We start from the raw sequence: 19,832 nt of genomic DNA, 5'->3' as shown, positions 1-19,832 counted from the left end.
TCCGGTGACCCACGAAGCCGGCTGGGCGCACGCGCCCGGCGCCCTGCGCGGGCCAGCGTGGCTCCGGGAGCCGGCCGACCCCAACGCGCTGGTGCCGTCGCTGTGGTCGGGCACGGCCACCAAGACCGACGGCGACCTGACCGTGGGCGGGGTGGCACTGGCCGACCTGGCCGCGGAGTTCAACACCCCGGCGTACGTCCTCGACGAGGAGGACTTCCGGGCCCGGGCGCGCGCCTTCCGCGATGCGTTCGCGGACTACGACGTCTACTACGCCGGCAAGGCGTTCCTCTGCACCACCGTCGCCGCGTGGGTGGCCGACGAGGGGCTCAGCCTCGACGTGTGCTCGTCGGGCGAGCTGACGGTCGCGCTGCGCGCGGGCTTCGACCCGGCCCGCATCGGCTACCACGGCAACAACAAGAGCTACCCCGACCTGCGCCGCGCGGTCACGGCCGGTGTCGGGCGGATCGTGGTCGACTCCTTCGTGGAGATCGAGCGGCTCGCCCAGCTCACCGCCGACCTCGGCACGACCGCCTCCGTGATGGTGCGGGTCACGGCGGGCGTGGAGGCGCACACCCACGAGTACATCGCGACGGCCCACGAGGACCAGAAGTTCGGCTTCTCGATCACCTCCGGCGACGCCCTCGAGGCCGTACGGCGCGTGGTCGCCGCCGACGGGCTCGAGCTGCGCGGCCTGCACTCCCACATCGGCAGCCAGATCTTCGACTCCTCGGGCTTCGAGGTCGCCGCCCGACGGGTGCTGGCCCTGCACGCCCGCGTGGGGAGCGAGCTCGGTGTGACGATGCCGGAGATGGACCTCGGCGGCGGCTTCGGCATCGCCTACACGACCCAGGACGACCCGTCCGAGCCGGCCACGCTCGCCGCCGAGATGAGCGAGATCGTCGCGCACGAGTGCCGCGCGCTCGGGATCGAGCGCCCGCGGCTCTCGATCGAGCCGGGCCGCGCCATCGTGGGCCCCGCCATGTGCACCCTCTACACCGTGGGCACCGTCAAGCCGGTCGCGCTCGACGGGGGAGCGGTCCGGACCTACGTCTCGGTCGACGGCGGGATGAGCGACAACATCCGCACCGCCCTCTACGACGCTGACTACTCCTGCACGCTCGCCTCGCGCGCCTCCGACGCGCCGCCGATCCTGACGCGGGTCGTGGGCAAGCACTGCGAGGCCGGCGACATCGTGGTGAAGGACGAGTTCCTGCCCGCGGACGTCGCTCCCGGTGATCTACTGGCCGTCCCCGGCACCGGCGCCTACTGCCGGTCGATGGCGTCCAACTACAACCACGCCCTGCGGCCGCCGGTGATCGCGGTGCGGGACGGGGTCGCACGCGTGGTCGTGCGGCGCGAGACTGAGGACGACTTGTTGGCAACGGACATGGGTGCTTCATGAATGACAAGCCACTGAAGGTGGCCGTGCTCGGCTGCGGCTCGGTGGGCTCGCAGGTGGTGCGGCTGCTCCAGGAGCAGTCCGGCGACCTCGCGGCCCGCATCGGCAGGCCCGTCGAGCTCGCCGGGGTCGCCGTGCGCCGGATCGACGCGCCGCGGGAGGTCGAGGTGCCTGCGGGCCTCCTCACGACCGACGCGGAGGGCCTGGTCGCGCGCGACGACGTCGACCTCGTCGTCGAGGTGATCGGCGGCATCGAGCCCGCCCGGACGCTGATCCTCTCGGCGCTCGAGCACGGCGCGTCGGTCGTCACGGCCAACAAGGCGCTGCTGGCCGAGGACGGGCCGACGCTCTTCGAGGCCGCCGAGAAGGCCGGCCGCGACCTCTACTACGAGGCCGCCGTCGCCGGCGCGATCCCGATCCTGCGGCCGCTGCGCGAGTCGCTCGCCGGTGACCGCGTCACGCGGGTGCTGGGCATCGTCAACGGCACCACCAACTTCATCCTCGACAAGATGGACACCTCCGGCGCGGGCTTCGCCGAGGCGCTCGAGGAGGCCCAGGAGCTCGGCTACGCCGAGGCCGACCCGACCGCCGACGTCGAGGGGTTCGACGCGGCGGCCAAGGCCGCGATCCTCGCCTCGCTCGCGTTCCACTCCCGGGTGACCGCCTCCGACGTGCACCGCGAGGGCATCTCCGAGGTCACGGCCGCCGACGTGCAGTCGGCTCGCGACATGGACAGCGTGGTCAAGCTGCTGGCCATCGCCGAGCTGATCCCCGGCCCCGACGGCGACGACGCCGTCGCCGTGCGCGTGCACCCCGCGATGATCCCGCGCTCCCACCCGCTCGCCAGCGTGCGCGAGGCCTTCAACGCGGTGTTCGTGGAGTCCGAGGCCGCCGGCCAGCTGATGTTCTACGGCCCGGGCGCCGGTGGCGCGCCGACCGCGTCGGCCGTGCTGGGTGACCTCGTGACGGTGGCCCGCAACCACCTCGCCGGCACCCGTGGCGCCGGCGAGTCGGCGTACGCGGACCGGGCGGTGCTGCCGATGGGGGAGACCCGCACCCGCTACCACGTCGCGATCGACGTCGACGACCGCGCCGGCGTGCTCGCCTCGGTGGCGCTGGCCTTCGCCGAGCACGACGTGTCCATCCAGACCGTCCGCCAGGAGGGTCGCGGCGACGACGCCCAGCTGGTCGTGGTCTCCCACGAGGCCACCGACGCCCAGCTGAGCGCCACCGTCGAGCACCTGCGCGAGATGGACATCGTCCGCGACGTCACCTCCGTGATGCGCGTCGAGGGGACGTCCGAGTGAGCACCGAGCCGGCCGCCGCCCGCGCCCACCAGTGGCGCGGCGTCATCGAGGAGTACCGCCCGCTGCTGGAGATCCCCGAGGGCACTCCGGCCGTCACGCTGCGCGAGGGCGGCACGCCCCTGGTCTTCTCCGAGTGGCTGTCCGGGCTCACCGGCGCCGAGGTCTGGCTCAAGGTCGAGGGCAACAACCCGACCGGGTCCTTCAAGGACCGCGGCATGACGACCGCGATCTCGGTGGCCAAGGCCGACGGCGCCGAGGCCGTGGTCTGCGCCTCCACCGGCAACACCTCGGCCTCGATGGCCGCCTACGCCGCCAAGGCCGGCCTCAAGCCGCTCGTGCTCGTGCCCGAGGGCAAGATCGCGGCCGGCAAGATGGCGCAGGCGATCGTGTGCGGCGCCCAGGTGATCATGGTCCGCGGCAACTTCGACCACTGCCTCGCGCTGGCTCGCCAGCTCGCCTGGGAGTACCCCGTCGCGCTGGTCAACTCCGTCAACCCCGCTCGGCTCGAGGGGCAGAAGACCGCCGCCTTCGAGATCTGCGACTTCCTCGGCGACGCGCCCGACTACCACCTGCTGCCGGTGGGCAACGCCGGCAACATCGCGGCCTACTGGCTGGGCTACACGCAGTACCACCGTCTCGGCCTCGCCACGAGGACCCCGGTGATGCGCGGCTTCCAGGCCGAGGGCGCCGCCCCGCTGGTCACCGGCGAGCCGTTCCCGGACCCCGAGACTAAGGCCACCGCCATCCGGATCGGCAACCCCGCCTCGTGGAAGCTCGCCGAGGCGGCGCGCAACGAGTCCGGCGGCAGCTTCGCCTCGGTCACCGACGACCAGATCCTCTCCGCCCAGCGCGACCTCGCCACGCACGACGGGGTCTTCGTCGAGCCGGCCTCCGCGGCCGGCGTCGCCGGGCTCCTGCAGGAGCTGGCGCAGGGCCAGAGCTACGTCGGCGCGACCGTCGCCGTCACCGTCACCGGCCACGGCCTCAAGGACACCGCCACCGCGCTCGAGGGCTTCACCAGCGGCGGCCAGAGCATCGTCGACACGGTGATCGACGCCGACGTGCTCGCCGCGGCCCGCGCCGCCGGTCTCGCCTGATGGTGGCCTTCGTCGAGGGCGCCGTGCGCGTCTCGGTGCCGGCGACGTCGGCCAACCTGGGACCCGGCTACGACTCGCTGGGCCTGGCCCTCGACCTGCGTGACCGGCTGGAGGCCGAGGTCCTGGCCGAGGGCCTGGTCGTGGAGGTGCAGGGCGCCGGGGCGGACGACGTACCCCTCGACGAGTCTCACCTCGTGGTGCGGTCGATGCGTGCCGCCTTCGACGCCTGCGGCGGCCAGCCGTCAGGGCTCCGCCTGTCCTGCACCAACGTCATCCCGCACGCCCGCGGGCTCGGCTCGTCGTCGGCCGCCATCGTCGGTGGGCTCGCCCTGGCGAGGGCGCTCGTGGTGGACGGGGAGCGGCTCCTCGACGACGACGCGCTCTTCGGGCTGGCCGCCCGCCTCGAGGGGCACCCCGACAACGTCGCGCCGGCCGCGCACGGCGGCTTCGTGATCTCCGGGCAGGAGGACGGCGAGTTCTACGCCGTCGGCTCGCCGGTCGACGCGTCGATCGGCGTGGTGGTCTTCGTGCCGCCGACGGCCGTGTCCACCGAGGTGGCGCGCGGCCTGCTGCCCGCCCAGGTGCCGCACGCCGAGGCCGCCGCCGACGCGGGCCGCACGGCCCTGCTCGTGGCCGCGCTGGCCGGTCGGCCCGACCAGCTCTGGCGCGCGACCCGCGACTACCTCCACCAGGACTACCGCCGTCCGGCCATGCCGGAGTCGCTGGCCCTGGTCGACGCGCTGCGCGCCGACGGGGTGGCGGCGGTCGTCTCCGGCGCCGGGCCGACCGTCCTCGCCTTCCGGGTGGAGGACGGCGACGACGACGCACTGCTCGCGCGGGCCCCGGAAGGCTGGGCGGCGCTGCCGCTCGCGGTCGACCACGACGGCGTACGGGCGGGCTGAGCGACCGCGGCGCCGGCCGCCTGGCGCAGTGATACATTGACGCTGCGCCAGTGGCCACCGACCCTCGGTCGGTCGGAACCCCCAGCGCACCACCCCTCCCTCTTGATCTGCGGCTGTGCCGCGCATCGCAAGCTCTCCCTCCTCTGTGGGGAAGACGCCGAGGTGGGGCACTGACCAGCAGCCGCGGTGGTTCCACCAGCCGGCACTGATCGTGGGAAGGACCTCACGTGACCGACACCCTCGACTCCACTCCCGAGCCGGCCGCCCCGGCCGCCAAGAAGCGCGGCGGCGGACTGAGCTCCATGCTGCTCGCGGACCTCAAGTCCATGGCCGGCGGCATGGGCATCGCCGGCGCCGGCAGCATGAAGAAGGCGCAGCTGGTCGACGCCATCAAGGCGGCCCAAACGGGTGGCCAGTCCGGTGACCAGCCGGCGGCCCGGACGCGTCCGGCCCAGACCGCCACGGTCGAGCGCACCGAGCAGCCCGAGCGCACCCAGCAGCCCGAGCGCACCCAGCGGACCGAGCGCAGCGAGCAGCCCGAGCTGCCGCGTGCCGAGAGCCGCGAGCCGGCTCCGCCCGAGGTCAAGACGCGCACCCGGCGCCGCGCCGTCGCGCCCGCCCAGGGGCAGCCCGTCCAGGACCAGGCGCCGCGCGAGCAGCCCGCCCAGGAGCAGCCGGCGCGCGAGCAGCGCCCCGAGGCGCGTGACACCGACGACCGGCGCGAGCGCAACCGCGACCAGGACCGCGACCAGGGCGGCCAGAACCGCGACCAGAACCGCGACCAGGGCGGCCAGACCCGTGACCAGGGCGGCCAGAGCCGCGAGCAGAAGCGTGAGCAGAACCGCGAGCAGAACCGCGACCAGAACCGCGAGCAGAACCGCGAGCAGAACCGCGAGCAGAACCGCGACCAGGGCGGTCAGCAGCGCGACCAGGGGCGTGAGCAGAACCGGGACCAGGACCGCGACCAGGGGCGTGACCAGAACCGGGACCAGAACCGGGACGCCGAGGAGGGCGGCGGTCGCAACCGTCGCCGCCGCGGGCGCGAGCGCAACACCAACCGCCCCGCCGGTGCGACCGGTCAGGCCGGCCCCGGCAACCAGCGCAGCGAGCCGGACACCACGATCCTCGAGGACGACGTCCTCGTGCCGGCGGCGGGCATCCTGGACGTCCTGGACAACTACGCCTTCGTCCGTACCAGCGGCTACCTCCCCGGGACCGAGGACGTCTACGTCTCGCTGTCCATGGTGCGCAAGTTCGGCCTGCGCCGCGGCGACGCGATCGTCGGCGACGTACGCCAGCCTCGTGAGGGGGAGAGCAAGGCCAAGTTCAACCCGATGGTCCGGATCGACAGCGTCAACGGCGCCGACCCCGAGACCGCCAAGCACCGCGTGGAGTTCCAGAAGCTCACCCCGCTCTACGCCTCGGAGCGGCTGCGTCTCGAGACCGAGCCAGGCAACCTGATCGGCCGCGTCATCGACATCGCCGCGCCGATCGGCAAGGGGCAGCGTGGCCTGATCGTGTCGCCGTCCAAGGCCGGCAAGACGATGATCATGCAGTCCATCGCCAACTCGATCACGACCAACAACCCCGAGTGCCACCTGATGGTCGTGCTGGTCGACGAGCGCCCGGAGGAGGTCACCGACTTCGAGCGCTCGGTCAAGGGCGAGGTCATCTCCTCGACCTTCGACCGCCCGGCCTCCGACCACACGGTGGTCGCCGAGCTCGCCATCGAGCGCGCCAAGCGGCTGGTGGAGCTGGGGCACGACGTCGTCGTGCTGCTCGACGGCATCACGCGTCTGGGTCGCGCCTACAACCTCGCGGCCCCTGCCAGCGGCCGGATCCTGTCCGGTGGCGTCGACTCCGCCGCGCTGTACCCGCCCAAGAAGTTCTTCGGGGCCGCGCGCAACATCGAGAACGGCGGCTCGCTCACGATCCTGGCGACCGCGCTGATCGAGAGCGGCTCGAAGATGGACGAGGTGATCTTCGAGGAGTTCAAGGGCACCGGCAACATGGAGATCCGGCTGCGCCGCGACTTCGCCGACAAGCGCATCTTCCCCGCGATCGACGCCGTGCAGTCCGGCACCCGGCGCGAGGAGCTCCTGATGAGCAAGGAGGAGCTCGCGATCATCTGGAAGCTGCGCCGCGTGCTCTCCGGGCTCGACGGGCAGCAGGCGCTGGAGCTGCTGCTGGAGCGCCTGAAGAAGACCCAGACCAACCTGGAGTTCCTCATGCAGGTGCAGAAGACGACGCCGACGGCGACGTCGAAGGACGACTGAGCGGCGGCACCGCTAGTCTGTCGCCGCAGTCTTCACCGAGCGAGAGGTACGACGTGGCACGGATCGTGGTCGCGGATGACGATGTGGACATCCGCGAGCTGGTCGAGTTCAAGCTCTCGACGATGGGCCACCAGATCGTGGCCGTCGGGGACGGCGCGGCGGCGGTGGCGGCCTGCCAGGCCGAGCGGCCGGACCTCGCCGTGCTCGACGTGATGATGCCCGGCACGTCCGGGCTGGACGCGATCCGGCTGATCCGGGCCGACCCGACGCTCGTCGACCTCCCGGTCATCCTGCTCACGGCTCGCGCCCAGGAGTCCGACGTCGAGACCGGCTTCGACTCCGGCGCCGACGACTACATCACCAAGCCCTTCAGCCCCCGCGAGCTCGCCTCCCGGGTCGAGGCCCTGCTCACCCGCTCCGCCGGCACCGACTGACCCAGCCCCGCCGGCCCGGGATCGCCGCCGGCGCGGGAGTTTCGCCGGTCGACCGGCGAAACTCACGCTTCCGGGCCCAAGTTTCAGCAGGGAAGCTCCAGATTCGCCGGGCGGCGGGGCGAAACTCACGCTTCCGAGCCGAAGCTTCAGCGGTCAAGGTCCAGAATCGCCGGTCGACCGGCGAAACTCCCGCCCGGCGCACGACCCCGCACGCGGGGAATTAGGCGGGGGGATCCGGCGTTCTCTATCCTGTTCGACGGTTCCGGTTCACGTGCCCGCACGAGGTGGGGACGACCCGGCGACTCTCCCAGAGATGGGAACAGAGAGGACATCATGAAGAAGGACATCCACCCGGACTACGTGACGACCCAGGTGACGTGCACCTGTGGCGCCGAGTTCACCACGCGCTCCACGATGACGAGCGGCAACATCAAGTCCGACGTCTGCTCGCAGTGCCACCCGTTCTACACCGGCAAGCAGAAGATCCTCGACACCGGCGGCCGCGTCGCCCGCTTCGAGGCCCGCTACGCCAAGAAGGCCGACTCCTCGAAGGCCGACAGCAAGTAGCTCAGCCCACAGCGCCGACCCCCTGCCTCCATGCAGCGGGTCGGCGCTCGTGATTTGTCCGCCGCCACCTCCCTAGGAGTCCGCATGTTCGAGGCCGTCGAGGGCTACCTCGCCGAGCACGCCGAGCTCGAGTCGCGCCTCGGCGCGCCCGAGACCCATGCCGACGCGCGGCTGGCGAAGACGCTGAACCAGCGCTACGCCGTCCTGACCTCGATCATCACGGCCTGGCGCGACTGGCAGCAGTACGACGGGGACATCGAGGCGGCCCGGCAGCTGGCCGCCGAGGACCCGACGTTCGCCGAGGAGGTGGACGCGCTCGTCGAGCAGCAGGCCGCGGCCGCCGAGCGGCTGCGCTACCTGCTGATCCCGCGCGACCCCGCGGACGACAAGGACACGCTGCTCGAGATCAAGTCCGGTGAGGGCGGCGAGGAGTCGGCGCTGTTCGCCGGGGACCTCGTGCGGATGTACACCCGGTACGCCGAGGCGCGCGGCTGGAAGGTCGAGATGATCGACGCCACCGAGTCCGACCTGGGCGGCTACAAGTCCGCCACGCTCGCGGTGAAGGCCAAGGGCACGCCGGCGCCGGGGGAGGGGCCGTTCGCCCAGCTCAAGTTCGAGGGCGGCGTCCACCGGGTGCAGCGGGTGCCGGTCACGGAGTCGCAGGGCCGCGTGCACACGAGTGCCGCCGGGGTGCTGGTGCTCCCCGAGGCCGAGCAGGTCGACGTGACGATCGACGACAACGACCTGCGCATCGACGTCTACCGCAGCAGCGGCCCCGGCGGCCAGAGCGTCAACACGACCGACTCCGCAGTGCGGATCACGCACGTGCCGACCGGCATCGTGGCCAGCTGCCAGAACGAGAAGAGCCAGCTGCAGAACAAGGAGCAGGCCATGCGGATCCTGCGTGCCCGGCTGCTGGCGGCTGCTCAGGAGGAGGCCGACGCCGAGGCCAGCGAGGCCCGGCGCAGCCAGATCCGCACCGTCGACCGCTCCGAGCGGATCCGCACCTACAACTACCCCGAGAACCGCATCTCCGACCACCGCACCGGCTACAAGGCCTACAACCTCGACAGCGTGCTTGACGGCGACCTCCAGCCGGTGCTCGACTCGTGCATCCAGGCGGACCTCGACGCGCAGCTCGCCGCGCTGGAGTCCTGATGCCCGAGCGTCGCCGTCTGGTGGCCGCCGCGGTCGAGCGGCTCCGGGGCGCCGGGGTCGCGAGCCCCGAGCACGATGCGGCCGAGCTGCTGGCGCACGTGCTCGGCACGAGCCGCGGCCGGCTGATGCTGGTCGACGACGTGGAGGACGCCGTCGTCGAGCGGTACGACGCCGTGCTGGCCCGCCGGGCGGCGCGCGAGCCCCTGCAGCACCTGACCGGCACGGCGGCGTTCCGCCACGTCGAGCTGCTGGTCGGCCCGGGCGTCTTCGTGCCGCGCCCCGAGACCGAGCTGCTCGCCGGCTGGGCCGTCGCCGAGGCCTCCGCCCGCCAGGATCCCGTGGTCGTCGACCTCGGCACCGGCTCGGGTGCCATCGCGAAGGCGATCGCCGACGAGGTGCCGGCCGCGCGGGTGCACGCCGTGGAGCTCGACGAGCCCGCGCACTCCTGGGCCGAGCGCAACCTTGCCGGCACGGCCGTCGACCTGCGCCAGGGCGACCTCGGCACGGCGTTCGACGACCTGCTGGGCGCCGTCGACGTCGTCGTGTCCAACCCGCCCTACATCCCGCTCGACGCGTGGGAGTCCGTGGCGCTCGAGGCTCGCGACCACGACCCGCACCTCGCGCTCTTCTCCGGTGACGACGGTCTGGACGCGATCCGCGTGGTCGAGCGCCGGGCGGCCGAGCTGCTGCGCCGCGACGGGGTCGTCGGGGTGGAGCACGCCGACGCGCAGGGCGAGTCGGCGCCGGCAGTCTTCGTGGCGACCGGGCGCTGGACCGACGTGCGCGACCACCCCGATCTGGCCGGGCGTGCGCGCTTCCTGACGGCTCGACTGGCACGATGAGGCCGTGAGCACCCGCTACCCGACCGGCAGCCCGGACGAGCTGGAGGCCGCGGTGAGCGCGGCGAGCGTGGCGATCCAGCAGGGCCGGCTGGTGGTCATCCCCACCGACACCGTCTACGGCGTGGCCGCCGACGCGTTCGACGCCGACGCGGTCAAGGGCCTGCTCGCCGCCAAGGGCCGCGGTCGCGAGATGCCCCCGCCGGTCCTGGTCAGCGCCGCCTCGACGCTCGACGCGCTCGCCGTGCGGGTGCCCGGCTACGCCCGGGCCCTCGTGGAGGAGCTGTGGCCGGGGCCGCTCACGCTGGTGTGCCACATGCAGACCTCGCTGCGCTGGGACCTCGGCGACACCCGCGGCACCGTCGCGGTGCGCATGCCCGACCACCCGGTCGCCCTCGAGCTGCTCGAGCGCACCGGCCCGCTCGCGGTCAGCTCGGCCAACCGCACCGGCATGCCGGCCGCGACCGACGCCGAGCAGGCCGAGGAGATGCTGGGCGACGCGGTCGAGCTGATCGTCGACGCGGGGGAGTCGCCCGGCGGCGAGGCGTCCACCATCGTCGACGTCACCGGCACCCAGGGGCGGATCCTGCGCCGCGGTGCCCTCTCGCTGGAGCGCCTCAACGAGGTGCTGGAGCCGCACGGCGCCACGCTCACCGACGAAGGCTGAGGCGTGCGCGAGTACATCCTGGTCTTCCTCATCGCCGCGGCGGTGACCTCCCTGCTCACCGTGGTGGCGCGCGAGATCGCCCTGCGCACGGGTGCGGTGGCCAAGGTGCGCGACCGCGACGTGCACGCCGAGCCGGTGCCCTACCTCGGCGGCATCGCGATGCTCGGCGGGCTCGTGGCGGCCTACCTCGTCGCCCGCGAGCTGCCCTTCCTCTCCAACGCCGGCCCGTTCGTCTTCGAGGACTACAAGCTGGTGATCATCGCCGGGGCGATGGTCTGCGGCATCGGCGTGCTCGACGACATCTTCGACCTGGACGCGCTCACCAAGTTCGGCGGCCAGGTGCTCGCCGTGGGGCTGCTCACCTACTCCGGCCTGCAGTTCTACTTCTTCCCCCGTCCCGACGGCTACCAGTTCCTCCTGGACCCCGCCCAGGGCGCGATCCTGACCGTGGTGGTCGTGGTGGCGACCGTCAACGCCGTCAACTTCGTCGACGGCCTCGACGGCCTGGCCGCGGGCGTCGTCGGCATCGGCGCGGCGGCGTTCTTCCTGTTCAGCTACCAGCTGGCCAACCTCAACTCCGCACCCCTGGCGACGACCGCCGCCCTGCTCTCGGCGTCGCTCGCCGGTGCCTGCGCGGGCTTCCTGGTGCACAACTTCCACCCGGCCCGGCTCTTCATGGGCGACAGCGGCTCCATGCTGATCGGGCTGGTGCTGTCCACGACGGCGCTGACGATCACCACGCAGTTCCGCGGCAACGAGCTCACCCAGGGCGCCGACGGGTCCCAGGCCAGCCTGCTGCCGTTCCTGCTGCCGCTGGGGCTCCCGGTGCTGATCCTGATCGTGCCGCTGGCCGACCTCGTCCTCGCCGTCGTACGCCGCACGCGGGCGGGCCGCTCGCCGTTCGCGCCCGACAAGCAGCACCTGCACCACCGGCTGCTGGAGATCGGGCACTCCCACCGTCGTGCGGTCGTGATCATGTGGCTGTGGGCCGCCCTGATCGCCTTCGGCACGGTCCTGGCCAGCCTCTACACCGGCCCCCGGATGTGGCTGGCGCTGGGCGCCATGGCGGCCGTGACCGTCGCGCTGACCTTCGTGCTGCCGCGCTTCGCCCGGCCCCTGGCCGAGCAGCCCCCCGAGCCCGTGCAGGAGTCGGCCGAGGCCCCGCCCCCCGACGAGGGCGAGGCCGCGGATTCGGAGCCCTCCGGGACTTTGTGATAGTTTTCACGAGCACCCGAGAGACCCCCACCAGGACGGCCGCCGATGATGACGACCGAAGCTCCCCGCACCCCGCAGGTTGACCGCGACAGCGGTGTCAGCGTGCTGGTCGGTGCGTCCGTGGCGGCTCTGGCGCTCGGCCTGGTCCTGAGCGTGGTCGGCGCGTTCACCGCCGGCTCGGCCGCGGCCCTCGGCGCCCTGGTCGGGACGGCCCTGGTGGTCGTGGTCCTGGCCGGCAGCTCCCTGGTGGTCAACCTGGTCGCCGGCATCATGCCCACCGCGGCGCTGATGTTCGCGCTGCTCACCTACACGATGCAGGTGGTGCTCATGGGGCTGGTGTTCGCGGCCCTCTCGGCGTCGGGCCTGCTGGACTCCACGCTGAACCGGTCGTGGCTCGCCGCGGCGGTCATCGGGGGCGTCGCGATCTGGCTCGTGAGCCAGGTCCTGCTGGTCACCCGCCGGCGCATCCCGGTCTACGACCTCCCCTCCGAGGCGAGTGAGCGATGACCCACCACGACTGCTATTGTCCGGTTCGCGATGGCTCAGGAGATTCCCCCTGCGGAGCACGACGACGGACCTCGCGGAGACCCCTGGCTCGCCTTTGGGTACCTGGTGTCCGGTGTGCTTCTGTACGGGTTCGTCGGCTGGCTCCTCGATCGTTGGCTGGGAACGTCGTTCCTGGTAGCGCTCGGGATCCTGCTGGGTGCCGTGCTCGGGACCTTCCAGACCTGGGCGCGCTTCCGGTTCCGGGGCGATCGCGACACCGACCAGAGTCAGACGTAGTGCACGAGTTGGCAGTGACGACACAGGAGACACGTTGAGCGGCATCGGCAGCGCACTTGTCCCGCAGGCCGCGGGGATCCGGGCGGAGGGCTTCACGCCTCCGGGGCCGGCCGACTTCGACCTGCCTCCGATCGGCGGCGACTTCGGGACGTTCCACGCCTTCGGGCAGGAGTTCGTCCTCGGCGTCACCAAGCCGATGCTGCAGCTGGTGCTCTCGGCCGTCCTGATCTTCGGCTTCTTCTACCTCGCCTCGCGCAAGCGGGCGATGGTGCCGGGCAAGATGCAGTTCGTCGGCGAGGAGGCCTACGGCTTCGTCCGCAACTCGCTGGGCCGCGACATCATCGGCGCCCACGACTTCATGAAGTTCGTGCCGTACCTCTTCACGCTCTTCCTCTTCCTGCTGGTCAACAACCTCTTCGCGTCGGTGCCGTTCATCCAGTTCCCGACGTTCTCGCGCTCCGGCATGGTCTACGCCCTCGCGATCCTGAGCTGGCTGATCTACAACATCGTCGGCATCCGCAAGCACGGCTTCGTCGGCTACTTCAAGCTGCAGTCGGTGCCCGCGGGCATCACCGGCCCGATCCTGATCCTGCTGGTGCCGCTGGAGTTCCTCTCCAACATCCTGGTCCGCCCCGTCACGCTGGCGCTGCGACTCTTCGCCAACATGTTCGCCGGCCACCTGCTGCTGATCCTGTTCGCCCTCGGTGGCGAGTACCTCATCTTCGAGATGAGCCTCGCCTACGCCCCGGTCGGCATCCTCGCGTGGGTGCTCTTCGTGGCCGTCGCCTTCCTGGAGATCCTGATCCAGTTCCTCCAGGCGTATGTGTTCGTCCTCCTCAACGCCATGTACATCCAAGGCGCGCTGGCCGACGAGCACTGAGCTCCACGCACCAACCCCCAGCTGTACAAACTGAGATAGAAACAACCGAAAGGAAGATTGCCGTGGATGGCACTCTGAACGGCTCTGTCAACATGATCGGCTACGGCCTGGCGGCCATCGGCCCCGGCATCGGCATCGGCCTGATCTTCGCGGCCTACATCAACGGCGTCGCCCGTCAGCCCGAGGCCCAGTCGCGCCTGCAGTCGATCGCGATCCTCGGCTTCGCGCTCGCCGAGGCCCTCGCCATCATCGGTATCGCTCTCGCGTTCGTCCTGAGCTGACCTCCGTCCTCCCGACGTAGGCCGACCGAACACAAAGGACTGCCATGCAGACACTCATCCCCACGCTCGTCGTGAGGACCGCCGAGGGCGAAGAGGGCGAGCACGAGCTCAACCCCCTCGTACCGCACCTCGCCGAGCTCGGGCTCGCGCTCGTCGTCTTCGCCATCCTCTTCTTCCTCGTGAAGAAGTTCGTGGTGCCGGCGTTCGAGCAGACCTTCGCCGAGCGCACGACGGCGATCGAGGGCGGGCTCGCGGCTGCGGAGACCAAGCAGGCCGAGGCCGACGCCAAGCTCGCCGAGCTCGAGAAGCAGCTCGCCGACGCTCGTCACGAGGCGGCGCGCATCCGTGAGGAGGCGCGCGAGCAGGGCGCCCAGATCATCGCGGAGATGCGGGAGCAGGCGCAGACCGAGGCCACGCGGATCACCGAGCACGGCAAGGCCCAGATCGAGGCCGAGCGCCAGCAGGCGGTCACCTCGCTCCGTGCCGAGGTGGGCGCGCTCGCGACCACCCTTGCCGGCCGCATCGTCGGGGAGAGCCTGGAGGACGACGCCCGCTCCGCGCGCGTGGTCGACCGGTTCCTCGCCGACCTCGAGGCCATCGAGTCGACGGGCGCCGGCAGCTCCAGCGGCAACGGGGCGGTCTGATGTCCGTGCGTGGCGCTTCTGCCGAGGCCGTGGCTGGTCTGCGTGACCAGCTCGCGGGGGTCCCGAGCCCCGGCACCGGCCTGGGTCAGGACCTCTTCGGTGTCGCAGGGGTGCTCCGCTCGGAGCCGGCCCTGCGTCGCCTGGCCACGGACGTCTCCACCGACTCCGGCGCCAAGTCGGGGCTGGTGCGCTCGATCTTCGCGGGCAAGGTCGACCAGGCCGCTCTCGACCTGGTCGCCGACGCCGTCTCGCGACGGTGGACCGCCACGCGCGACCTGGCCGACGCCCTCGAGCTGCTCGGCGTCATCGCGGTCGTGCGCTCGGCCGGTGACCAGCCGGCCCAGGCCAGCCGCCTGGCCGACGAGCTGTTCGTGATCGGCCAGACCATCAACGAGAACCCCGAGCTGCGCTCCGCGCTGGGCGACCCCGCCCGGTCGGTCGACGACAAGCGCGCGCTGCTGCGGGGCCTCCTGGAGGGCAAGGTCCTCCCGGAGTCGCTGGTGCTGGCGGAGCAGGCGCTCTCGGGTGCCTACCGCACGGTGGGCCTCGCGCTCGCCGACTACCAGAAGGTCGCCGCCTCGGTGCACGAGGAGAGCGTGGCGAAGGTCCGCGTCGCCCAGGAGCTGAGCGACGACGAGCGCACCCGCCTGCAGCGGGCGCTCACCCGGCAGTACGGCCGTGAGGTCCACCTCAACGTCGTCGTCGACCCGTCCCTCCTCGGAGGCATGCGGGTGGAGATCGGTGACGACGTCATCGACGGCACGGTGGCAGGCAAGATCGACGAAGCACGACGGAAGCTCGCCGGCTGACGCCGGCAACCCCCACCAAGCAGATCATCCAGAGTCAGAGAGTAGGCAGACATGACGGAGCTTTCGATCCGTCCGGACGAGATCCGGGACGCGCTCCAGAAGTTCGTTTCCGACTACAAGCCGGAGGCCGCCGGCAAGGAAGAGGTCGGCACGGTCGCCGAGGCCGGTGACGGCATCGCGCGGATCAGTGGTCTGCCCTCGGCCATGGCCAACGAGCTCCTCGAGTTCGAGGACGGCACGCTCGGCCTGGCGCTCAACCTCGACACCCGCGAGATCGGCGCCGTCGTCCTCGGTGACTTCGACAAGATCGAGGAGGGTCAGACCGTGCGCCGCACGGGCGAGGTCCTCTCGGTCCCCGTCGGCGAGGGCTACCTCGGCCGCGTCGTCGACCCGCTCGGCAACCCGATCGACGGCCTGGGCGACATCGAGACCGACGGCCGTCGTGCTCTCGAGCTCCAGGCGCCCTCCGTCATGCAGCGCAAGTCGGTGCACGAGCCGCTCGCCACGGGCATCAAGGCGATCGACGCCCTGACCCCGATCGGCCGCGGCCAGCGCCAGCTGATCATCGGCGACCGCGCCACGGGCAAGACGACCGTCGCGATCGACACGATCATCAACCAGAAGCAGTACTGGGAGACCGGCGACCCGTCCAAGCAGGTCCGCTGCATCTACGTCGCCATCGGCCAGAAGGGCTCGACCATCGCCTCCGTGCGTGGCGCCCTCGAGGAGTCCGGCGCGCTGGAGTACACCACCATCGTCGCGGCCCCCGCGTCCGACAGCGCCGGCTTCAAGTACCTCGCCCCCTACACCGGCTCGGCCATCGGCCAGCACTGGATGTACCAGGGCAAGCACGTCCTCATCGTGTTCGACGACCTGACCAAGCAGGCCGAGGCCTACCGCGCCGTGTCGCTGCTGCTGCGCCGCCCGCCGGGCCGCGAGGCCTACCCGGGCGACGTCTTCTACCTCCACAGCCGGCTGCTCGAGCGGTGCGCCAAGCTGTCCGACGAGCTGGGCTCCGGCTCCATGACCGGCCTGCCGATGGTGGAGACCAAGGCCAACGACGTCTCGGCGTTCATCCCGACCAACGTCATCTCGATCACCGACGGCCAGATCTTCCTCCAGTCGGACCTGTTCGCGGCCAACCAGCGCCCCGCCATCGACGTGGGTGTCTCGGTCTCGCGCGTGGGTGGCTCGGCCATGACGAAGGCCATGAAGGCCGTCACCGGGTCGCTCAAGGTCGACCTGGCGCAGTTCCGCGCCATGGAGGCGTTCGCCATGTTCGCCTCCGACCTCGACGCGGCCTCGCGCCAGCAGCTGGACCGCGGGCAGCGCCTGATGGCCCTGCTCAAGCAGCCGGCCTACTCGCCGTACCCGATCGACGAGATGACCGTGTCCCTGTGGCTCGGCACCTCGGGTCGCCTGGACCGCGTGCCGGTCGACGACGTGCTCCGCTTCGAGCGCGAGTTCCTCGACTACCTGCGCCGCTCCCACGACGGGATCCTCTCGGCCATCCGCGAGTCCCTGAAGTTCGAGGACGACACCGAGTCCTCGCTCTCCGACGCGTACGACTCCTTCCTCAACGAGTTCGAGACCTCCGACGGTGGCTCGATCAAGGTCGGCCACGAGGCGCAGGCCGAGGCGTTGTCGGACGAGGAGCACGAGCAGGAGCAGATCGTCAAGCAGAAGCGAGGCTGACGCATGGCCCTCTCGCTGCGTGAGTACCGCGCGCGGATCAAGTCGACGGAGTCGATGAAGAAGATCACGCGCGCCATGGAGCTCATCGCTGCGTCCCGCATCATCAAGGCGCAGCAACGGGCTCAGGCGGCAGCGCCTTACGCCCGCGAGCTGACGCGTGCGGTGTCGGCCGTCGCGACGTTCTCGAACGTCGACCACCCCCTGACGCGGGAGGAGGAGAGCCCCAAGCGGGCCGCCGTCCTCATCGTGACCAGCGACCGCGGTCTGGCGGGTGCCTACTCCTCGAGCGTGCTCAAGGAGGCCGAGCGTCTCGCCGAGAAGCTGCGCGACGAGGGCAAGGAGATCGACTGGTTCATCGCCGGACGGAAGGGCGAGGCGTACTTCAAGTTCCGCCAGCGCCCGATCATCCAGGCCTGGACCGGCGCCTCCGACCAGCCGTCGTACGACACGGCCGCCGACATCGGCCGCGTGCTGATCGAGGCGTTCCTCAAGGAGCAGGGCGAGGACGGCGACGTCGACGAGGTCCACGTGGTCTACACGCGGTTCCGCTCGATGCTGGTCCAGGAGCCCACCGCGGTGCGGCTCCTGCCGCTCGAGGTCGTCGAGGCCGAGGAGGGCGTGGAGCAGCCGCAGGCCGACCTGCTCCCGCTCTACGAGTTCGAGCCGTCCCCGGCCGAGGTCCTGGACGGGCTGCTCCCGCAGTACGTCCAGAGCCGGATCTTCTTCGCGCTCCTGCAGGCGGCGGCCTCCGAGCTCGCCGCCCGCCAGAAGGCGATGAAGTCCGCCACGGACAACGCCGACGAGCTCATCAAGAAGTACACCCGCATCGCCAACCAGGCCCGCCAGGCCGGCATCACCCAGGAAATCAGCGAGATCGTGGGCGGCGTCAACGCGCTGGCCGACGCCAACTCCGGCAACGACTAGCAGAGTGAGTGAAGAGACATGACTGCCACTGTTGAAGAGACCCAGACGGGCGCGGGTGCCACGAGCACCGGCCGCGTCGCCCGCGTGACCGGCCCCGTCGTGGACGTCGAGTTCCCCGCGGACGCGATGCCCGACATGTACAACAAGCTGGAGGTCGACCTCGACCTCAACGGCGAGACCAAGACGCTGATCCTCGAGGTCGCGCTGCACATCGGCGACGGCATGGTCCGTGCCATCTCGATGCAGTCGACCGACGGCCTCGTGCGCGGCGCCACGGTGACCAACACCGGCGGCCCGATCACGGTCCCCGTGGGTGACATCACCAAGGGTCACGTGTTCAACGCGACCGGTGACGTCCTCAACCTCGAGGAGGGCGAGGAGTACGAGGTCAAGGAGCGGTGGGGCATCCACCGCAAGGCCCCGGCCTTCGACCAGCTCGAGGCCAAGACCACGATGTTCGAGACCGGCATCAAGGTCATCGACCTGCTGACGCCCTATGTCAACGGCGGCAAGATCGGCCTCTTCGGCGGTGCCGGCGTCGGCAAGACGGTGCTCATCCAGGAGATGATCGCCCGCGTCGCCAAGGACCACGGTGGTGTGTCGGTGTTCGCGGGTGTCGGTGAGCGCACCCGTGAGGGCAACGACCTCATCGAGGAGATGACCGAGGCCGGCGTCATCGGCCAGACCGCCCTGGTGTTCGGCCAGATGGACGAGCCGCCCGGCACGCGCCTGCGCGTCGCCCTGTCCGCGCTGACGATGGCGGAGTACTTCCGCGACGTCCAGAACCAGGACGTGCTGCTCTTCATCGACAACATCTTCCGGTTCACCCAGGCCGGCTCGGAGGTGTCGACCCTGCTGGGCCGGATGCCCTCCGCCGTGGGCTACCAGCCCAACCTGGCCGACGAGATGGGTCAGCTCCAGGAGCGGATCACCTCGACGCGAGGCAACTCGATCACCTCGCTGCAGGCGATCTACGTGCCCGCGGACGACTACACCGACCCCGCGCCGGCCACGACGTTCGCCCACCTGGACGCCACCACGGAGCTGTCGCGCGAGATCGCGTCGCTCGGCATCTACCCCGCGGTGGACCCGCTGACCTCGACCTCGCGGATCCTCGACGCCCAGTACATCGGGCAGGAGCACTACGACTGCGCGATCCGGATCAAGCAGATCCTGCAGCGCAACAAGGAGCTCCAGGACATCATCGCGATCCTCGGTGTCGACGAGCTGTCCGAAGAGGACAAGATCATCGTGTCCCGCGCGCGCCGCATCCAGCGGTTCCTGTCGCAGAACACCTACGTCGCCAAGCAGTTCACCGGCATCGAGGGCTCGACGGTGCCAGTCAAGGACACCATCGAGGCGTTCAACAAGATCGCCGACGGCGAGTACGACCACGTGGCCGAGCAGGCCTTCTTCATGTGCGGCGGTCTGGACGACGTCGAGGCGAAGTGGGCCGAGATCCAGAAGAACCTCTGATGGCCGCCTCTGAGGGCGACGCTCTGCAGGTCGAGCTCGTCGCGGCCGACCGGACCGTGTGGTCCGGTCAGGCCACGATGGTCATCGCGCGCACCGTCGAGGGTGACGTCGGCGTGCTCAAGGACCACGCGCCGCTGCTGTCGCTGCTCACCGACGCGGTCGTGGAGATCTCGGCCGAGGAGGGCGACGTCGTCGTCGCCGCGGTCGACGGTGGGTTCCTCTCGGTGGCCAACAACCGGGTGTCGATCCTGTCGGAGCGCGCGATCCTGGCGACCGACATCGACGTCTCGGCGGCGCAGAGCGAGCTGGAGGAGGCGCGCTCGTCCGACGCGGACGACGCCGAGGCGCGCATCCGCCGGGCCGAGTCCCGGATCCGGGCCGCGGAGCGCTCCTGACCAGCACTGATGCACATCCACGAACGGCGGCCCGCGATGAGGGCCGCCGGGCGGGCACCCGATAGGCTTTGCGGACCGAGGGGG

At 71.1% G+C, this 19,832-nt stretch carries 21 protein-coding genes; all 21 read left to right on the top strand.

The window, feature by feature from the left end:
* Positions 1 to 4: 4 nt before the first annotated feature.
* The 21 genes from lysA to IRQ30_RS04770 all read left to right on the top strand — a co-directional run bounded on the left by lysA (position 5) and on the right by IRQ30_RS04770 (position 19,748).
* Complete coding sequence (gene lysA / locus IRQ30_RS04870) at positions 5 to 1,402, top strand: diaminopimelate decarboxylase (protein ID WP_193611891.1); 1,398 nt, start codon at positions 5 to 7, stop codon at positions 1,400 to 1,402.
* Positions 1,399 to 2,706: a homoserine dehydrogenase gene (locus tag IRQ30_RS04865; protein WP_193607461.1), complete on the top strand. Its 1,308-nt coding sequence runs from the start codon at positions 1,399 to 1,401 to the stop codon at positions 2,704 to 2,706. The genes lysA and IRQ30_RS04865 overlap by 4 nt, the downstream gene beginning before the upstream one ends.
* Positions 2,703 to 3,803: a threonine synthase gene (gene thrC, locus IRQ30_RS04860; RefSeq protein ID WP_193611890.1), complete on the top strand. Its 1,101-nt coding sequence runs from the start codon at positions 2,703 to 2,705 to the stop codon at positions 3,801 to 3,803. The genes IRQ30_RS04865 and thrC overlap by 4 nt, the downstream gene beginning before the upstream one ends.
* Entirely contained in the window at positions 3,803 to 4,705 is a 903-nt protein-coding gene (gene thrB, locus IRQ30_RS04855; protein WP_193611889.1) for a homoserine kinase, read from the top strand. Before thrC ends, thrB begins: the two co-directional genes overlap by 1 nt.
* Before the next feature lie 227 nt (positions 4,706 to 4,932).
* Complete coding sequence (gene rho / locus IRQ30_RS04850) at positions 4,933 to 6,981, top strand: transcription termination factor Rho (RefSeq protein ID WP_193611888.1); 2,049 nt, start codon at positions 4,933 to 4,935, stop codon at positions 6,979 to 6,981.
* A 53-nt stretch (positions 6,982 to 7,034) separates the two neighbouring features.
* Positions 7,035 to 7,415, top strand: coding sequence for a response regulator (locus IRQ30_RS04845; protein WP_193607464.1), 381 nt, complete (start codon positions 7,035 to 7,037; stop codon positions 7,413 to 7,415).
* A 333-nt stretch (positions 7,416 to 7,748) separates the two neighbouring features.
* Positions 7,749 to 7,982, top strand: coding sequence for a 50S ribosomal protein L31 (gene rpmE / locus IRQ30_RS04840; RefSeq protein ID WP_193607482.1), 234 nt, complete (start codon positions 7,749 to 7,751; stop codon positions 7,980 to 7,982).
* A gap of 84 nt (positions 7,983 to 8,066) precedes the next feature.
* Complete coding sequence (prfA, locus tag IRQ30_RS04835; RefSeq protein WP_193611887.1) at positions 8,067 to 9,140, top strand: peptide chain release factor 1; 1,074 nt, start codon at positions 8,067 to 8,069, stop codon at positions 9,138 to 9,140.
* Positions 9,140 to 9,982, top strand: coding sequence for a peptide chain release factor N(5)-glutamine methyltransferase (gene prmC / locus IRQ30_RS04830; protein ID WP_193611886.1), 843 nt, complete (start codon positions 9,140 to 9,142; stop codon positions 9,980 to 9,982). Before prfA ends, prmC begins: the two co-directional genes overlap by 1 nt.
* Before the next feature lie 4 nt (positions 9,983 to 9,986).
* A complete protein-coding gene (locus IRQ30_RS04825) occupies positions 9,987 to 10,646 on the top strand; it encodes an L-threonylcarbamoyladenylate synthase (RefSeq protein WP_193611885.1) in 660 nt (219 codons plus the stop codon).
* Between the two features lie 3 nt (positions 10,647 to 10,649).
* Entirely contained in the window at positions 10,650 to 11,861 is a 1,212-nt protein-coding gene (locus IRQ30_RS04820; protein ID WP_193607486.1) for an MraY family glycosyltransferase, read from the top strand.
* 45 nt (positions 11,862 to 11,906) lie between these two features.
* On the top strand, positions 11,907 to 12,368 hold the full coding sequence (locus IRQ30_RS04815) for a hypothetical protein (protein ID WP_193611884.1): 462 nt from the start codon (positions 11,907 to 11,909) through the stop codon (positions 12,366 to 12,368).
* A gap of 30 nt (positions 12,369 to 12,398) precedes the next feature.
* Positions 12,399 to 12,644: an AtpZ/AtpI family protein gene (locus IRQ30_RS04810; RefSeq protein WP_193607488.1), complete on the top strand. Its 246-nt coding sequence runs from the start codon at positions 12,399 to 12,401 to the stop codon at positions 12,642 to 12,644.
* Between the two features lie 34 nt (positions 12,645 to 12,678).
* Positions 12,679 to 13,524 carry a F0F1 ATP synthase subunit A gene (gene atpB / locus IRQ30_RS04805; RefSeq protein ID WP_227466989.1) on the top strand — a complete coding sequence of 282 codons (846 nt, stop codon included), beginning with the start codon at positions 12,679 to 12,681 and terminating at the stop codon, positions 13,522 to 13,524.
* A 92-nt stretch (positions 13,525 to 13,616) separates the two neighbouring features.
* Entirely contained in the window at positions 13,617 to 13,805 is a 189-nt protein-coding gene (atpE, locus tag IRQ30_RS04800) for an ATP synthase F0 subunit C (protein WP_193607516.1), read from the top strand.
* 44 nt (positions 13,806 to 13,849) lie between these two features.
* The gene (locus IRQ30_RS04795; RefSeq protein ID WP_193611883.1) at positions 13,850 to 14,449 is read left to right on the top strand and encodes a F0F1 ATP synthase subunit B; all 600 of its coding nucleotides are present in this window, start codon (positions 13,850 to 13,852) and stop codon (positions 14,447 to 14,449) included.
* A complete protein-coding gene (locus IRQ30_RS04790) occupies positions 14,449 to 15,258 on the top strand; it encodes a F0F1 ATP synthase subunit delta (RefSeq protein ID WP_193611882.1) in 810 nt (269 codons plus the stop codon). The genes IRQ30_RS04795 and IRQ30_RS04790 overlap by 1 nt, the downstream gene beginning before the upstream one ends.
* 51 nt (positions 15,259 to 15,309) lie before the next feature.
* Complete coding sequence (gene atpA / locus IRQ30_RS04785; protein WP_193607491.1) at positions 15,310 to 16,953, top strand: F0F1 ATP synthase subunit alpha; 1,644 nt, start codon at positions 15,310 to 15,312, stop codon at positions 16,951 to 16,953.
* A gap of 3 nt (positions 16,954 to 16,956) precedes the next feature.
* Complete coding sequence (locus IRQ30_RS04780) at positions 16,957 to 17,877, top strand: F0F1 ATP synthase subunit gamma (protein WP_193607492.1); 921 nt, start codon at positions 16,957 to 16,959, stop codon at positions 17,875 to 17,877.
* 18 nt (positions 17,878 to 17,895) lie between these two features.
* Positions 17,896 to 19,353: a F0F1 ATP synthase subunit beta gene (gene atpD / locus IRQ30_RS04775; protein ID WP_193611881.1), complete on the top strand. Its 1,458-nt coding sequence runs from the start codon at positions 17,896 to 17,898 to the stop codon at positions 19,351 to 19,353.
* The gene (locus IRQ30_RS04770; protein ID WP_193607494.1) at positions 19,353 to 19,748 is read left to right on the top strand and encodes a F0F1 ATP synthase subunit epsilon; all 396 of its coding nucleotides are present in this window, start codon (positions 19,353 to 19,355) and stop codon (positions 19,746 to 19,748) included. The genes atpD and IRQ30_RS04770 overlap by 1 nt, the downstream gene beginning before the upstream one ends.
* The last annotated feature ends 84 nt before the right edge of the window (positions 19,749 to 19,832 follow it).

The sequence above is a fragment of the Nocardioides lijunqiniae genome (genome assembly GCF_015024225.1).
In the GTDB taxonomy this organism is placed as follows: Bacteria; Actinomycetota; Actinomycetes; order Propionibacteriales; family Nocardioidaceae; genus Nocardioides; species Nocardioides lijunqiniae.
The sequence above is the reverse complement of the archived record's forward strand: the minus strand, read 5'-3'. Positions and strand labels throughout refer to the sequence as shown.

Excerpts from the sequence above, each read along its gene's own strand:
- prmC (WP_193611886.1), top strand. The coding sequence starts at position 9,140 with ATGCCCGAGCGTCGCCGTCTGGTGGCCGCCGCGGTCGAGCGGCTCCGG.
- IRQ30_RS04770 (WP_193607494.1), top strand. The coding sequence starts at position 19,353 with ATGGCCGCCTCTGAGGGCGACGCTCTGCAGGTCGAGCTCGTCGCGGCC.
- atpA (WP_193607491.1), top strand. The coding sequence starts at position 15,310 with ATGACGGAGCTTTCGATCCGTCCGGACGAGATCCGGGACGCGCTCCAG.
- IRQ30_RS04865 (WP_193607461.1), top strand. The coding sequence starts at position 1,399 with ATGAATGACAAGCCACTGAAGGTGGCCGTGCTCGGCTGCGGCTCGGTG.
- thrB (WP_193611889.1), top strand. The coding sequence starts at position 3,803 with ATGGTGGCCTTCGTCGAGGGCGCCGTGCGCGTCTCGGTGCCGGCGACG.
- IRQ30_RS04790 (WP_193611882.1), top strand. The coding sequence starts at position 14,449 with ATGTCCGTGCGTGGCGCTTCTGCCGAGGCCGTGGCTGGTCTGCGTGAC.
- IRQ30_RS04810 (WP_193607488.1), top strand. The coding sequence starts at position 12,399 with ATGGCTCAGGAGATTCCCCCTGCGGAGCACGACGACGGACCTCGCGGA.
- rpmE (WP_193607482.1), top strand. The coding sequence starts at position 7,749 with ATGAAGAAGGACATCCACCCGGACTACGTGACGACCCAGGTGACGTGC.
- IRQ30_RS04795 (WP_193611883.1), top strand. The coding sequence starts at position 13,850 with ATGCAGACACTCATCCCCACGCTCGTCGTGAGGACCGCCGAGGGCGAA.
- atpD (WP_193611881.1), top strand. The coding sequence starts at position 17,896 with ATGACTGCCACTGTTGAAGAGACCCAGACGGGCGCGGGTGCCACGAGC.
- prfA (WP_193611887.1), top strand. The coding sequence starts at position 8,067 with ATGTTCGAGGCCGTCGAGGGCTACCTCGCCGAGCACGCCGAGCTCGAG.
- atpE (WP_193607516.1), top strand. The coding sequence starts at position 13,617 with ATGATCGGCTACGGCCTGGCGGCCATCGGCCCCGGCATCGGCATCGGC.
- IRQ30_RS04780 (WP_193607492.1), top strand. The coding sequence starts at position 16,957 with ATGGCCCTCTCGCTGCGTGAGTACCGCGCGCGGATCAAGTCGACGGAG.
- IRQ30_RS04815 (WP_193611884.1), top strand. The coding sequence starts at position 11,907 with ATGATGACGACCGAAGCTCCCCGCACCCCGCAGGTTGACCGCGACAGC.